This window comes from Tenacibaculum sp. IMCC1 (assembly GCF_054906355.1).
Map to the genome: position 1 here is coordinate 1547970 of NZ_CM142818.1, position 16096 is coordinate 1564065.

At 31.8% G+C, this 16096-nt stretch carries 13 protein-coding genes and 1 riboswitch; of the genes, 6 read left to right on the forward strand and 7 right to left on the reverse strand.

Going from position 1 to position 16096, the window contains the following annotated elements; genetic code table 11:
• Positions 1-180 precede the first annotated feature (180 nt).
• The 7 genes from ACXIHB_RS07210 to ACXIHB_RS07240 all read right to left on the reverse strand — a co-directional run bounded on the left by ACXIHB_RS07210 (position 181) and on the right by ACXIHB_RS07240 (position 8545).
• On the reverse strand, positions 181-930 hold the full coding sequence (locus ACXIHB_RS07210; RefSeq protein ID WP_167713137.1) for a cyclase family protein: 750 nt from the start codon (positions 928-930) through the stop codon (positions 181-183).
• Positions 931-942: 12 nt separating this feature from the next.
• A complete protein-coding gene (hemW, locus tag ACXIHB_RS07215) occupies positions 943-2067 on the reverse strand; it encodes a radical SAM family heme chaperone HemW (protein WP_462099273.1) in 1125 nt (374 codons plus the stop codon).
• 1 nt (position 2068) lies between these two features.
• A complete protein-coding gene (locus tag ACXIHB_RS07220; protein ID WP_173360520.1) occupies positions 2069-4186 on the reverse strand; it encodes a KAP family P-loop NTPase fold protein in 2118 nt (705 codons plus the stop codon).
• A 17-nt stretch (positions 4187-4203) separates the two neighbouring features.
• The gene (gene ruvC, locus ACXIHB_RS07225; RefSeq protein WP_173360521.1) at positions 4204-4761 is read right to left on the reverse strand and encodes a crossover junction endodeoxyribonuclease RuvC; all 558 of its coding nucleotides are present in this window, start codon (positions 4759-4761) and stop codon (positions 4204-4206) included.
• An 8-nt stretch (positions 4762-4769) separates the two neighbouring features.
• On the reverse strand, positions 4770-6392 hold the full coding sequence (gene ade / locus ACXIHB_RS07230) for an adenine deaminase (protein WP_462099274.1): 1623 nt from the start codon (positions 6390-6392) through the stop codon (positions 4770-4772).
• A 93-nt stretch (positions 6393-6485) separates the two neighbouring features.
• On the reverse strand, positions 6486-8078 hold the full coding sequence (pckA, locus tag ACXIHB_RS07235) for a phosphoenolpyruvate carboxykinase (ATP) (RefSeq protein WP_073181804.1): 1593 nt from the start codon (positions 8076-8078) through the stop codon (positions 6486-6488).
• Positions 8079-8164: 86 nt separating this feature from the next.
• Complete coding sequence (locus ACXIHB_RS07240; protein WP_047788577.1) at positions 8165-8545, reverse strand: DUF423 domain-containing protein; 381 nt, start codon at positions 8543-8545, stop codon at positions 8165-8167.
• 80 nt (positions 8546-8625) lie between these two features.
• Here ACXIHB_RS07240 and ACXIHB_RS07245 point away from each other — a divergent pair, with 80 nt between their 5' ends.
• The 6 genes from ACXIHB_RS07245 to ACXIHB_RS07270 all read left to right on the forward strand — a co-directional run bounded on the left by ACXIHB_RS07245 (position 8626) and on the right by ACXIHB_RS07270 (position 16088).
• Positions 8626-9996, forward strand: a complete 1371-nt coding sequence (locus tag ACXIHB_RS07245) for a saccharopine dehydrogenase family protein (protein ID WP_047788578.1) — start codon at positions 8626-8628, stop codon at positions 9994-9996.
• Between the two features lie 111 nt (positions 9997-10107).
• Positions 10108-10677, forward strand: a complete 570-nt coding sequence (locus ACXIHB_RS07250; RefSeq protein ID WP_047788579.1) for a Crp/Fnr family transcriptional regulator — start codon at positions 10108-10110, stop codon at positions 10675-10677.
• An 82-nt stretch (positions 10678-10759) separates the two neighbouring features.
• Positions 10760-12034, forward strand: coding sequence for an NAD(P)/FAD-dependent oxidoreductase (locus ACXIHB_RS07255; protein ID WP_253679644.1), 1275 nt, complete (start codon positions 10760-10762; stop codon positions 12032-12034).
• A gap of 7 nt (positions 12035-12041) precedes the next feature.
• Positions 12042-12797: a DJ-1/PfpI family protein gene (locus ACXIHB_RS07260; RefSeq protein ID WP_047788581.1), complete on the forward strand. Its 756-nt coding sequence runs from the start codon at positions 12042-12044 to the stop codon at positions 12795-12797.
• Positions 12798-12909: 112 nt separating this feature from the next.
• Positions 12910-13096: riboswitch (cobalamin riboswitch) on the forward strand.
• Positions 13097-13282: 186 nt separating this feature from the next.
• Positions 13283-15607, forward strand: coding sequence for a 5-methyltetrahydropteroyltriglutamate--homocysteine S-methyltransferase (metE, locus tag ACXIHB_RS07265; RefSeq protein ID WP_462099275.1), 2325 nt, complete (start codon positions 13283-13285; stop codon positions 15605-15607).
• A 55-nt stretch (positions 15608-15662) separates the two neighbouring features.
• The gene (locus tag ACXIHB_RS07270) at positions 15663-16088 is read left to right on the forward strand and encodes an acyl-CoA thioesterase (RefSeq protein ID WP_462099276.1); all 426 of its coding nucleotides are present in this window, start codon (positions 15663-15665) and stop codon (positions 16086-16088) included.
• Positions 16089-16096 lie beyond the last annotated feature (8 nt).

Consider the following 16096-nt stretch of genomic DNA (forward strand, 5'->3'; position numbering starts at 1 on the left):
CACTTTAATATCTACATTATCTTTGAAGTGTAAGTGAAACATAAAGTAAATCTCGCCGAACAGATAGAGATCCCTAAAAAGAAACATTTACTAAGTAACATCAATAAACTATTCTATTTTAAATATTCAGAAAAGCATGCTTATCTAAAACTTTTCAGTAGTTTGTTTTTATCATAACAATTAACACAATTTATAAAGAATTGGCTTACTTGGAGTAGCATCATTTTCAAATGGTGCTATCATAAGGTTCAAAAAGTAAGTTCCATCCTCTATTTTATTAGGTACATATATAAATTCTGTTATTGTTGCCTGCATTCTAATTTCTCCTTGTGTATCCCAAAAAGCATTATGTGCTAACAATTTTCCTTCGTCTTTTTCTTTGTCTACCGATGGTAAATCAATTAGTAAATGTTCTATTCCTTTTTCTTTTAAGTATATAGCACCTTCTTCTAACAAATAGGTTGGATTTGTGTTTGAATAACGCATCGATTTTTTGTCTGAAAGGTTTGGTAAGGTTCTGATTACAATTGCATCACGCTTTTTGTTTCCTAAAACATTTTGTAATTGTTTTTTTGAAATTACAAAGTCCTTATTTTTTAACTGCTCAGGAGCAATAGTCACTACTTCTGCTAAGAAGAAAAATTTTGATAGTTCTTTGTTTACTGAATAAACTTCTTCTGTTATATGCCCCACACATTCAGTATGTGTAATATGTGAGTGCGGATTAAACTGTATGTTATTAAAATTTACATCAGCTCCTTGTTGTACACTTCCAATCCAATTCCCATCTGAAACAGGAAAAATTTTAGGATCATCAAGATACCATGCATTTATATTTTCTTTTGAGGTATCAATTGCTATTGAAATGTCTAGTGGTTTTGATAAATCTATTTTGTATTTTCTTGAGTTGTATTCAATTGTTGCAATCATACTCAAATATACTTAAATAATAAATAATTCGGAAGCCAATCCATCTGCTAAGAACTTTCCTTTTTCTGTAGTCTTCAAAACTTCATTTGTAATGACTAGTAGCCCTTGCTGGATAAATTTCTTAGCATTTTTAAGGAGGTTTTTTCTAAACTCTTCCCCGAAATCCTCCTCAATTTTCTCTAACGACACTCCCCAAATGGTTCTTAATCCTGTCATTAAATATTCATTAAACTGATCTTTCTTAGTGAGTTTTTCTTCTTCTAAAGGGAGTTTTCCTTCTTGAATTGCTTTTATATATTTTGCATTGTTAGCTACATTCCAACTACGGTGTGTTTTATTAAACGAGTGTGCTGATGGACCAATGCCTATATATTTTTTCCCTAGCCAGTAACTTGTATTGTGTTTTGAAAAATAATTAGGTTTTCCAAAGTTGGAAATTTCGTAGTGAACAAATCCATTTTTAGCGGTTTCTACTACCAGAATATCAAAATGTTCTTTAGCTACAGCTTCGTCTACATCAGGATACTTTCCTTGTTTTATAAACGAATCTAACACTGTTTTGGGCTCTACTGTTAGCGCATACGATGAAATATGATTGATTCCAAACTCAAAAGCAGTTTGCAGATTTTCTCTCCAACGTTCATTACACATATTCGGAACTCCGTAAATCAAATCAATAGTAATATTATCAAAGTAGCGTGTCGCGACAGACAAGCAGTTTTTTGCTTCTTGTGAATTATGAGCTCGATTCATCAATTGTAAATCTTCTTCAAAAAAAGATTGTATTCCTATGCTTAAGCGATTAACAGGGGTTTTAGATAATTCAATTATTTTTTCTTCTGATAAATCATCTGGATTTGCTTCTAAGGTAATTTCTAGATTTGATACTACTGTATAGTTCTGATAAATAGTATCTATCAACAACCTTAATTCTTCAACCGACAACAAACTCGGTGTTCCTCCTCCAAAATAGATGGTTTCTATTTCTTCATTTTGTAACTCTTCCTTTCGTAATTCTAGCTCTTTCACCAAGCAATAAACTAACTCCTCTTTCTTTTTTAATAAAGTAGAAAAGTGAAAATCGCAATAATAACATGCTTGCTTACAAAAAGGGATATGTAGATAAATTCCTGCCAAATTAATTTAGTAAATCGTTTTCTTTTTGATACCAATAAATGAACTGCTGTAAATTTTTATCTTCTGATACAGTTTCGTCAACGAAAAGATCTATGAGGTTGTCTATTTTTAGTAAATCAGGTTCTAGGCTTTTTATTCTATCATAAAGTTTTTCAACATCAACAAGTTCTTTCATGTATTGATAGTTTTGCTCTTCCAAGTTCCCATGATACTCATTATTCCAAAAAGCTGGGAAGTTTCTAATCAACTTTTTAACACTCTCCATTGTATCAATATTATGCTCTATGTAATTCATGAAAGACTTATTATCATGCATTTTCCAATAAAACATCACCATTTTGTTTGTATGATTTTCAACCTCATAGAAAAAGGGTATATTTTTTCCTATAAACTCTTCTTCTGCTTTTTTACCTATTGATTTGTTTAAATCTTCCCTAACTTTACTTTTTATCTTTATTTTCCTAGTAAAATAACATAAATCAGAAACGTTTAGCTTTTCAGCTAAACTAACAATATTAATTTCATCTTCTTTCTTATCCAATATAGAAGCTATTAATTCAATTATTCTTAATTGATAAGATAACCCAAAAACATCGATTTCTTTTTCAGGTAATAACTCCAAATTTGTAAGTAAAAAATCATAGAAGAAAATATAATCAATTTCTTGTTCGTTAATTAAATCTTCTACTAAACCGTAGAAATGATAGACCTCTATACCTCTATTATCTCTCACATAAACAAAATTTTCCTTTAACCTTCCTACATCTTTATCTCTTATATTTTGAATTATTTTTTTCCTTTCTACATTAGAAATTTTTCTGATGGTATGATACGAAAAATACTTCTCAAAATGCTCTCTAGAGTTTATTCTTGATTCCTTTTGTACTAATTTTACATACCCTTCATCCTCCTCTAATTTTTGCTTTAATACATCATTATACCTATCAGGAAATAAAAAACCAACAATTTCACTTGATTCTTTTCTGAGCACCTTATAATCAGTATTTAAAGCCCCTATCCCTCCAAATAAATTAGCTTTAACAATTAATCTTTTGTTTATATTGTAATGTATATATTCCTTAATATGGTTATAAACTTCAGCGTCTACTATCTTTAAATAATCCACCCAAAACAAATCTCTTAAATTGACTTCTTCTCCTATAGCAAAAACACTTATAAAAAAACTATTTAACACTTTTATAATCTCTCGTGCATTCTTAAAGTAGTAATGTTTAAATTCTTGTCTTATTTCACTAATCTCTTCTTCCCGTTCAAAAAGGTTTAAATTATCTACAACTTCTTTTAACTTTATATTAAAAAAATGTTTGTAATCTTGCTTTTCTATTTTGGGTAAGTGTACAGGTATATTAATTATTTTTTCTAGAAATAATTTTCCATCTTCAATATTATCTCCATATCTCTTTCTTATAGCTTTTGAAACATACCCTTCATCTAAAGCAACTACGTAAATAAAGTTATTAAAACTAGCATTTAATTTTATCAACTTTAAAATAGTATATATTTCATCTTTATCTAACCTATCAATATCATCAATAAAAACGATTATTTTATAATTCGATTCGTTTAATTTCTCATTAATCTCTTTAATTAGGCTTACTAAGGTTATTTCTTTCTCAATAAAATCTTCTCCCATAGCCTTCATTATTTCGCTAACTTCAAATGTAGATCCAATTTTATTGCTAGAATTGAAACCTACTGAAGCAGAAAACTTAATTGCTTTTGCATATCTACTATATTTAACTAACTGTTTCCCTATTTTCTGAAGTACACTTTCCTTTTTTAAAAACATTAATTTAGAAAGCCCGTCAAAAAAATCAAATAGCATTTCATCTTCTGAACCATATCTCCAAGGGTTAAAATGATATGTTAAAATCCCTTTCTGATTTTCTTTCTTTTCTTTCCATACATCAATTTGTTTCTCTAAAAGATTTAAAAAAGAAGTCTTTCCTTCTCCCCATTTTCCATAAACCCCTACCGTAAGAGGTTCTACATTATTAGAATTATTCTGCAGTATTCTTTGAACTTTTTTAGCATAATGACTAAAATTGAAAAGGTCTTCATCTTTACTCTTTATCGGGGAGAATTTAATAAAACTCATTTTTCTTATACAATTAATTAGCTTTTCTTTACTCTACTTTCATTCTGTTTTACAAACGCAGCCCAACCTGTATAGTTCTTACCTCCTACTTTAGTCCCTGAATTATAAAAATGACATACCGCAGCTGCTAAACCATCCGTTGCATCTAAGTTTTTAGGTAGCACTTTTAAATTCAATAACGATTTTAACATTAAGGCTACCTGTTCTTTACTTGAAGTTCCTTTTCCTGTAATGGCCATTTTTATTTTCTTGGGCGCATACTCGGTTACTGGTATTTGTCTTGACAATCCTGCTGCCATGGCTACTCCTTGTGCACGCCCTAATTTCAACATGGATTGTACATTCTTCCCATAAAAAGGAGCTTCCAACGCTATTTCATCTGGATGATAAGTGTCAATCAATTCAATGGTACGTTCAAAAATAATTTTGAGTTTTAAATAATGATCGTCATATTTTTTTAAGAGCAATTCGTTCATTTGAACAAATTCCATCTTTTTACCTACTACCTTTATAATTCCAAATCCCATAATGGAAGTTCCTGGGTCAATCCCTAATATAATTTTTTCTGTCTTCAAACTCTCGTTTATTTAACTTCTAAAGAAGTAAATTTAAATGTGTTCCCATCAAACAAGCCTTTGTCTGATAGTTTTAAGGATGGAATTACCAACAACGCCATAAAAGATAAGGTCATGTACGGAGCTCGTAATTTGCTACCTAGTTGTTTTGCCATCGCATCCAATTCTGCATAGGCTTTTCCTATTTCAACAGCTGGTTTATCTGACATGATTCCTGCCACAGGAAGCGGAACAACTTTTTCTTCAGAAGATGTTACAGCACAAACCCCTCCTTTATTTTCAATCAATAAATTTACTGCCTTACAAATCAATTCATCCGATACACCGACAGCGATAATATTATGAGAATCATGCCCTACAGAACTTGCTATTGCTCCTTCTTTTAATCCGAAGTTTTTGATAAACGCAATCGAAGGCTCCGCATTTTGATAACGATTTACTACCGTCATTTTTAGCACATCGTTTGCTACATCTGAAACTAAATTTCCATCTTTTATCAACGAATCTGCTTCAATTTCATTCGTCACTAATTCTCCATCTAGAGCTTCTATCACTCGAATCTTTTCAGATGCTGAATGGAATTCAAAATCGGAAACGTTTTTTGCATCAGTGTCAAAATTATTCAACACTTCAAAATCTACATGCTCTACAAATGATTTTCCTTTCTCAGCTACTAATTCACCATTAATATACGTTTGTAGTACTTCAAACTTTTGTAAATCTTTCACCACAATAAAATCAGCATCATCTCCTTCGTTTAAAATCCCAACATCCAAATTGTAATGCTCTACTGGGTTTATACAGGCTGCTTGCAATACTTTAAAAACATCTATTTCTTTCGCTACTGCGCGCTCACATAATTGGTTAATATGTCCTAATAACAAATCATCGGGATGTTTATCATCGGAACAGAACATCATGTTCTCATAATGCTCAGGTAGTAAATCAATTAATGCTTCAAAGTTTTTTGCAGCACTTCCTTCACGGATAATGACTTTCATCCCTTTTTCTAACTTCTCCAATCCTTCTTCATAGGTAAAGCATTCGTGGTCGGTATAAATTCCTGCCGCTATGTATTTATCTAAATCTTCTCCACGTAGTCCAGGTGCATGACCATCTACAGGTTTGTTGTAATGTTTTGCCCAAGCTATTTTTTGCAACACTTCTTCATCTTGATAAATAACCCCCGGATAATTCATCATTTCTGCTAAATATTTGATATCAGGATTCTCCATCATTTTTTTTATGTCTTCTGAATCAATTACTGCTCCTGCACTTTCAAAAGAAGTCGCTGGCACGCATGATGGTGCTCCAAAATTGAATTTCAACGGGACTTTCTTTCCGTTTTCAATCATAAAATCAACCCCTTTTACCCCTAGCACATTGGCTATTTCATGCGGATCAGACACCGTTGCTACCGTACCGTGTGTTACGGCTATTTTAGCAAATTCTGAAGGCACTAACATTGAACTTTCAATATGAATATGTGCGTCTACAAATCCAGGTAAAATATAGTTTTCTACAGTATGTTCTACTGCTCTAATTTGTGTAATCTTTCCTTCTTTAACCTCAACTTCTCCTTTAAATATTCGTTTGTTTTGAATATCGACTATATTTCCCTGTACAATCATGCTAAAATTTATTTATTGCTAAAGTACTGAGTATTTTTCACAAAAAAAGCACCCGTAACGGATGCTTTTTTGATAAGTATATTTTTTTTAAGGTTACGCTATTGGTCCTCCTTTAATAATTTCCTCGCTTGCCATTTCTTCAAACTGAGCAAAGTTCTTTCTAAATGAATTCGCTAATTCCATAGCTTTTGCATCATAAGCATCTTTGTCTGCCCATGTTTGCTTTGGATTTAATACTTCATCAGGAACATTTTCACAAGTAGTTGGCATTGATAATCCAAAAATTGGGTGTTGTACAAATTCAACATTTTCTAAATTACCTTCTAAAGCTTCTGTAATCATAGCACGAGTATACTTTAATTTCATTCTGCTACCAGTACCGTAAGCACCACCTGTCCATCCAGTATTAATTAACCAAACGTTTACACCTGCTTCTTGCATTTTCTTACTTAACATTTCAGCGTAACGCGTTGGGTGTAATGGCATAAATGGAGCTCCAAAACAAGCTGAGAAACTTGGTAATGGTTCGTTAATTCCAGCCTCTGTACCTGCTACTTTTGCTGTGTACCCAGAAATAAAGTGATATGCTGCCTGCCCTGGTGTTAATTTAGAGATTGGAGGCAGTACTCCAAAAGCATCTGCTGTTAAGAAGAAAATATTCTTTGGGTTTGCACCTTTAGATGGTTTTTGAATATTTTCAATGTGATAAATAGGATAACTTACACGAGTATTTTGTGTAATTGATGTATCATGAAAATCTACATTTCCTTTATCATCCATCACAATGTTTTCAAGGATCGCTCCTCTTTTAATTGCTCCGTAAATTTCTGGCTCTTTCTCTTGAGATAAGTCAATTACTTTTGCATAACATCCTCCTTCAAAGTTAAAGATTGTGTTTTCAGCAGTCCAACCATGCTCGTCATCACCAATTAAACTACGGTTTGGATCGGTAGATAATGTAGTTTTACCTGTTCCTGATAATCCAAAGAAAATAGCTGTATCACCATCTTTACCAACGTTTGCAGAACAATGCATTGGTAACGTGTTTTTGAATACAGGTAAAATAAAGTTTAATGCAGAGAAAATTCCTTTTTTAATTTCCCCTGTGTATCCTGTACCACCAATTAACGCTACTTTTCTAGTAAAGTTTAAAATAGCAAAGTTATGTTGGCGTGTTCCATCCACTTCAGGATCTGCCATAAAACCTGGAGCGTTTACTACTGTCCACTCTGGAGAAAAGTTTTTTAACTCCTCTGCGGTAGGACGTAAAAACATATTGTGCGCAAACATGTTACTCCAAGGGTATTCATTTACAACACGAATATTTAATTTATAATCTTCGTCTGCACATGCATAACTATCACGTACAAATACTTCTTTGTTAGATAAATAATTAGTTACTTTATCGTATAGCTTGTCAAATTTTTCTGAATCGAAAGGAATATTAATATCTCCCCACCAAACTTGGTCTTTAGTTATATCGTCTTTAACAATAAAACGATCCATTGGAGAACGTCCTGTGAACTCACCTGTTTTAACAGCTAATGCTCCAAAACTGGTTTCTACTCCTTGTTCTTTTTCAATAGTGATGTCGTGTAACTCGTCTGAAGTTAATTGATAACGAACCGTAGCGTCTTTTATGCCTAAGTTATCTAACGATATCGTTTTCGTATCAAGATTTGTCATCTTAAAAGATTTTAGTTGTGTTTAATTTTGGACAAAAATAGTTCTTTTTGATTAAACAGCTATATCATTAAATGATTTTATCAACTTTAACCTTTAATAACTTTTTTAAAAAAGCTATATGCTAAAAGGCTCCAACCAACGATTAATAACACTCCTCCTAACGGCGTTACAAACCAAATTGCTTTTGCAGGAACATTCGCTAAGTAAATTAAATATATAGACCCAGAAAACAATAAAATCCCAGCTATTAAAAAATAACTAATTCTGTTTTTTTCTTTGTTAGTAAGCTCAGTAAACATATTTACAAAAAGTAATAAAAACACATGAAAAAACTGATAACGTACAGCAGTTTCAAAACTCTCGAGGGCTTCTAGTGTTAATTTTGTTTTTAAAGCATGAGCTCCGAAGGCACCTAAAATCACAGCAATCATTCCCAAGACTGCAGCTATTGTTAAATTTTTATACATTATTTTAATTTTTGTTTAAATTTAAACTTTTTTAGCGATATTGTCGCCTCAAATTTTATACACAACAAAAATAATTATAAATGAGAAACATATTGATTATTGGTGCTGGTAGATCGAGCTCTTCACTTATAAAATATTTATTGGATAAATCTTCACAAGAAAACCTACATATAACTATTGGTGATGTTTCGTTAGAAAGCGCTCAATCTAAAATTCACAATCATTCAAGTGCTACAGCAATACAGCTAGATGTTTTTAATGCTGAAGAGCGCTCAAATGCAATTCAAAAAGCTGACATTGTTATTTCAATGTTACCTGCTCGTTTTCATATTGAAGTAGCTAAAGATTGTATTACTTATGGAAAACACATGGTTACTGCGTCTTATATTTCTGATGAAATGAAAGCTTTAGATGAAGAAGCTAAAGCTAAAGGTTTAGTATTTATGAACGAAATTGGTCTGGATCCAGGAATTGACCACATGAGTGCTATGCAAGTTATTGATCGTATAAAAGAACAAGGAGGAAAAATGCTATTATTTGAATCTTTTTGTGGTGGATTAGTAGCTCCTGAAAGCGATACCAACTTATGGAATTATAAATTTACTTGGAACCCAAGAAATGTAGTATTAGCTGGTCAAGGTGGAGCTTCAATGTTTATTCAAGAAGGAACCTATAAGTATATTCCATATCAAAAATTATTTAGAAGAACTGAATTTTTAACTATTAATGGCAGTGGAAGATTTGAAGCGTATGCAAACCGTGATTCTTTAAAGTATAGAAGTATTTATGGTTTAGAAGATATTAAAACCATGTATCGTGGAACTATTCGTAAAGTTGGTTTTTCTCGTGCTTGGAATGTTTTTGTCCAGTTAGGAATGACTGATGATACATACACTATTGAAGATTCTGAAAACATGAGCTATCGTGATTTTACAAATCTTTTCTTAGCCTATTCTCCTTCAGATTCTGTTGAATTAAAATTCCGTTCGTATGCAAAGATTGATCAAGATGATTTAATGTGGGATAAATTTGTAGAGTTAGACATCTTCAATCCGAACAAAAAAGTAGGCTTGAAAAACGCTACCCCTGCTGAAATTTTACAAAAAATATTGATGGATTCTTGGACTCTTGAAGCTGAGGATAAAGATATGATTGTAATGCATCATATTTTTGGGTATCAATACAAGGAGGAAAATCATCAAATAGAAAGTAGCATGGTTATTAAAGGTGATGATCAAACCTATACTGCTATGGCAAAAACTGTTGGCTTACCTGTAGCTATGGCTACGGTACGTATTTTAAACGGTGACATCACAACTCCTGGAGTTCAATTACCGATTAACAAAGAGGTGTACGAACCAATTTTAAAAGAATTAGAAGATTACGGAATTACTTTTGTTGAAAAAGAAGTTCCGTATTTAGGCTATAACCCTGAGAGTATAAAAGGATAAAGTCTTCCAAAACGAACACAAGGCATCAATTTATTTGGTGCCTTTTTCTTTTAAAAATAAAAGGAATCTCTATAAAGTTGGTATTTTTACCTTTAAATACTAAACTAAGATATGGGTAAAAGCATTTTAAAAAATCATATTAAAAATTACACAAATCTTTCTGAAGAAAAATTAACGGAAATACTTTCTTTTTTTGATTGTCAATCCTATAAAAAAAAAGAAATTTTATTACTCACAAATAAACGTTGTAATAAACTATTTTTTGTTACCAAAGGTTGCTTACATTTATATTTTATTGATAGTTTGGGCTACAAAAAAACTACACAGTTTGCTCTAGAAAATTGGTGGTTAACTGACTTTTTAGCTTTTCAGAACCAAAAACATGCTAACTTTACCATAGAAACAGTTGAAAACTCTGAAATTTTGTCAATCTCCTTTTCAAAATATAACGAGTTATTAAATAAGTTTCCCTTATTAGAAAAATATTTTAGAAGTATATATGAAACCGCATACGGAGCTGCTTTAATGCGTTTAAAATACATTAACAGTTACTCTAAAGAAGATATCTTTTTTAGATTTAGAAAAGACTTCCCTGATTTTGTACAACGAGTACCTCAATATTTATTAGCTAGTTTTTTAGGATTAACTCCTGAATATTTAAGTGAAATTAAAAGAAAATAGTTATTCTTAAGTTAGTTTATTTTTTACTAAAACATACTTAACTACCTTTGCATTTATATTAATTTAAGGGCATAATAGCATTATGAAAAACATGAAAAAAATTGTCGTTGTTGGCGGCGGTTTTGCTGGGTTAGAACTTATAAAAGGGTTAGGAAATTCTGAAAATTATCAAATTATTTTAGTAGATAGTAATAACTATAATTTCTTTCCTCCTTTAATCTACCAAGTATCCACAGGTTTTATGGAACCTTCTGCAATTAGTTATCCATTCAGAAAAATTTTAAGAAAATTTAAAAATGCTCGTTTCCGTCTGGGTACTCTTGAAAAAGTTGTTCCAGAAGAAAATAAAATAGTGGTAAGTAATGGAGAAATAGCATATGATATCTTAGTAATGGCTACTGGTACAGAAAGTAATTTTTTCGGAAACAAAAACATTGAAAAGTACAGTTTACCAATGAAAACTATTAGTGACGCCTTGTCACTTAGAAATGTTATTTTAACTCGATTTGACCGTGCTACTAGAATTCACAATCCTGAAGAAAGAAAGAAGTGTTTAACTTTTGTTATCGCTGGTGCTGGTCCTACTGGGGTTGAACTTTCTGGTATTTTATCTGAAATTAAAACTTCAATTATCATAAAAGATTATCCAGAGTTAGATAAAAATGATTTTGGAGAAATTCATCTTATTGATGGTCAAAGCTCTGTATTAGCTCCAATGTCTAAAAGAGCACAAAAATATACCTCTAAAAAGTTAAGTGAACTCGGAGTAACATTAACGATGAACACCATGGTTAATGATTTTGATGGTGAAACTGTATATTTATCAAACGGAGAAGAAATACATACTAAAAACCTTATATGGGCTGCCGGTGTATCTGCTAAAACATTTGATGGTTTTTCAAAAGAAAGCTTTGGTGCTGGTAGAAGGTTAAAAACAAATCAGTTCAATCTAGTACATTCATATGATAATATTTATGCTTTAGGTGACTGTGCTTTGATTTTAGGAGATGAAAGCTATCCTAAAGGACATCCTCAATTAGCACAACCTGCATTACAACAAGCTAGAAACTTAGCTAAAAACCTTTCTAGAAAAGATACAAACTGGAAAACTTTTCAATATAATGATAAAGGTTCATTAGCTATTATTGGAAGAAATAAGGCTGTATTAGATTTCCCAGGACAAAAACAATCATTAAAAGGTTTTGTTGCATGGTTAATTTGGATTTTTGTACATATTATGGGGCTTGTAAACTTCAAAAACAAAGTAAGAACTCTATACAACTGGTTAGGCTATTACATATACAAAGACCAATATTTTAGAATGATTATTAAACCTACTCAAAGAGATACTAAATAAAATACGCATGAAAAATTTAAGCATTGTAGTAATACTACTTTTTACAATTATTACTGTTGGTTGTAATTCAGAAAAATCGAAAACCAATAAAAAAACAGAAGAAGTTGAACAAGTTGTATCTCCATCTGACACACTAACTAAACACCTAAAACCATTTAATCCTAATTTACCAACTATTGGACTTTTAATGTTTAATGGGGTTTTACAAGGAGAAGTTATAGCAACGTCAGATGTATTTGGAAAAGCAGATAAAGATGGCAAACAACTTTTTAATGTAGTAGCTATTGCTGAAACAGCTAAACCCATTACTACTGAAGAAGGAATGCATTTTGTTCCTGACTATACTTTTGAAAACTGTCCTAAACTAACGGCTTTGTTTGTACCAAGTGCTTACGACATGTATGCACAAGTACATAATAATAAAGTTGTAGATTTTATAAAAACAAAAAATCAAGAAACCCAATACACTGTTAGTAATTGTGCTGGAGCTAATTTAATTGGTAAATCTGGTATAGCAGATGGTCATAAAATTGTAACATGGATTGGCGGCGGTGAGCAACTACAAAAAGACTACCCAAATTTAAAAGTGCAAAACGACAGCTTGGTGACTTTTGTTAAAGACGGTAAGTTTTTATCTTCAAACGGAAATTTAGCAAGTTATATTTCAGCGTTAGAACTTCTCGAAATTATGACAAATACTGAACATAGAAAATTTGTTGAAAGCTATCTATACTTGGATCAACTTAAAAACTGGAAAAAATAAACATTAATTATAAATTTTCTTTTTCAAATATAAGCATCAATTTATTGGTGCTTTTTTTTATTACCAGTTCTAAAAAAATAATACATACATTTACCCCGATAAGTTCTTTACATACTTCATCAACCGAAAAGGTTTTACTTAACTGTAGATTAATAGGGAATCGTGTGCAAATCACGAACTGTCGCGCAACTGTAAGTAACACACCAAAAGTTTTTATCCTAGTATATCCACTGCCAAAAGCGGGAAGGATGATAAAAGCTGTTATAAGTCAGGAGACCTGCCTATTCGGATATTGACAATGCTTTCGCGATTTGAAGCTTTTGGGTCATACCGATGATATATTTTTAACGCACACTTTCTTTATGAAATGCTGTGCTTTTTTGGTATGTCATTATTTTTCCTCAAACATCTTATCGTTTTTAGCATTTCGAAGCATCTAAAAGAGCTTTTAAAATTAATGTTTAATTATAAAAGTTTAAAAGAAAATGCAAACGCACATTCTTGGCTATCCGCGTATTGGTAGCAACAGAGAACTCAAAAAAGCCTGCGAGCAATATTGGTCAGGCAAAACTAGTTTACAGGAACTTCTTGAAACAGGAAGAAATATCTGTCAACAAAATTGGAAAACACAACAAGAAGCAGGCATAGACCTTATTCCTTGTAATGATTTTTCTTATTATGATCAGGTGTTAGACATGACGCTTACTGTTGGAGCTATTCCTAAACGTTACAATGAAGTAATGTTAAAAACTTCAAATTCTGAACTTGACCTTTACTTTGCTATGGCAAGAGGATATCAAAAAGATGATCTTGATATCACTGCTATGGAAATGACTAAATGGTTTGACACCAATTACCATTATATCGTTCCTGAATTTTATAAAAATCAGGAATTCAAACTATTTTCTAACAAAATTGTTAATGAGTTTGTCGGAGCTAAACAAGCAGGGATTAATGCTAAGCCTGTAATTATTGGTTTGGTTAGCTACCTTCTTTTAGGTAAAGAAAAAGAAGAAGGTTTTGATAAATTAGATTTAGCCCCAAAACTACTCCCTGTGTATATTGAAATTCTCCAAGAACTTCAAACACAAGGTGCAGAATGGATTCAGTTTGACGAACCTTTTTTAGCATTAGATTTGAGTGAAAAAGCCAAAGAAACCTATCAATTTATCTATAATGAGATTAGAAAAAAGTTTCCTAAACTAAAGTTTATAGTTACTACTTATTTTGAAGGTTTAAAAGATAATCTTTCTTTAGCTAATACACTTCTTATAGACGCATTGCATATCGACTTAGTTCGTTGCGAAGAACAGCTAGATGATGTATTGAACACTCTTCCTAAAAATAGAATCTTATCGTTAGGTGTTGTAGATGGAAGAAACATTTGGAAAAATGACTTTGAAAAGTCATTACAGCTAATAAAAAAAGTCACTGATAAGTTAGGTTCTGAAAAAACCTTTATTGCTTCTTCTTGTTCTTTGTTGCATTCTCCTTGTGATTTAGATTTAGAGATCTCTCTTGACACTGACATTAAACAATGGCTTTCTTTTGCTAAACAAAAACTTACCGAAGTAAGCTTATTAAAAGAGTTATCTGAAAACACTAGTGATGAAAATATTTTAAATGCTTATGAAGAAAATAAAAAAGCTATTGCCAATAGAAAATCTTCAGCATTAATCCATCATAACGATGTAAAACTACGTGTTGATTCCATTAACGAAACAGATTCTAGAAGAAAAAATAGTTTTTTAATTCGTAAAGAAGCACAAGAAAAAGTATTGAATTTACCGCTATTCCCTACTACAACCATTGGTTCCTTCCCTCAAACTAAAGAAGTAAGAAGCTGGAGAGCTCAATTTAAAAAAGGTATCTTAAGTAGTGAAGATTACAAGTATTTGCTAAAAGAAGAAACTCAAAAAACCATTCAATGGCAAGAAAAAATAGGGTTAGATGTATTAGTTCATGGTGAGTATGAGCGAAACGATATGGTAGAGTATTTTGGTGAACAACTTGCTGGAGTTACATTTACTAAAAAAGGTTGGGTTCAAAGTTATGGTAGTCGTTGTGTAAAACCTCCTATTATTTATGGGGATGTATACAGACCACACCCAATGACTGTTTATTGGTCACAATACGCACAATCTTTAACTGACAAATGGGTTAAAGGAATGCTTACAGGCCCTGTTACTATTTTACAATGGTCGTTTGTGCGTGACGATCAACCTCGAAGCATTACTTGCCAACAAATTGCACTGGCTATACGTGATGAAGTTAGAGACCTAGAAAATGCTGGTATTAGAATTATTCAAATTGATGAGCCTGCTATAAGAGAAGGTTTACCATTACGAAAATCAGGGTGGAATGATTATCTAAAATGGGCTATTGAAGCTTTTAAAATTTCTTCTTGTGGTGTAAATGACGCTACACAAATACATACACATATGTGTTATTCAGAGTTTAACGACATTATTCAAAGCATTGCTGAGATGGATGCCGATGTAATTACTATTGAATGTTCTCGCTCTCAAATGGAGTTGTTAAACGCTTTTGCAGATTTCAAATATCCGAATGAAATTGGACCTGGGGTTTATGACATCCACTCACCAAGAGTTCCTTCAAAAGAAGAAATGGTTGAATTACTACAAAAAGCACAAAAAGTTATTCCAGCTTCTCGTCTTTGGGTAAATCCTGATTGTGGTCTTAAAACTAGACATTGGGATGAAACTGAAAAAGCTTTAATAGCTATGGTTTCAGCTTCAAAAGAAGCCTCTTTAAGCTATAATGCTAACACCTTAGAAACTGTAAATTAATAATAAAGTGCCTGAAAAGAATATTTCAGGCACTAATTATACTAACATATATAAAATGACCACAGAAGAAAAAATAACAAAGTCGGAAACACGTATTTTCAAAGCCGTATTTCCAAATACAACCAATCATTATGACACCCTTTTTGGAGGAACCGCTATGCAACTAATGGACGAAGTTGCTTTTATTACAGCAACACGATTCTGCAGGCAAAAAGTTGTAACCGTAAGTAGTGATAAAATTGATTTTAAAAAGCCTATCCCTGCTGGAACTATTATTGAATTAGTAGGAAAAGTAAGTTATATAGGTAACAAAAGTTTAAAAGTTACTGTTAAAATTTTTACTGAACAGATGTACTCTCAACATAGAGAAAAAGCCATTGAAGGTGAATTCACCTTTGTTGCTATTGATGAAAATAAAACCCCTATTGCTGTCATAAAAACTGGCACTAAAGAACTACATTACTCACAAGAACATAACTAAAACTAAAC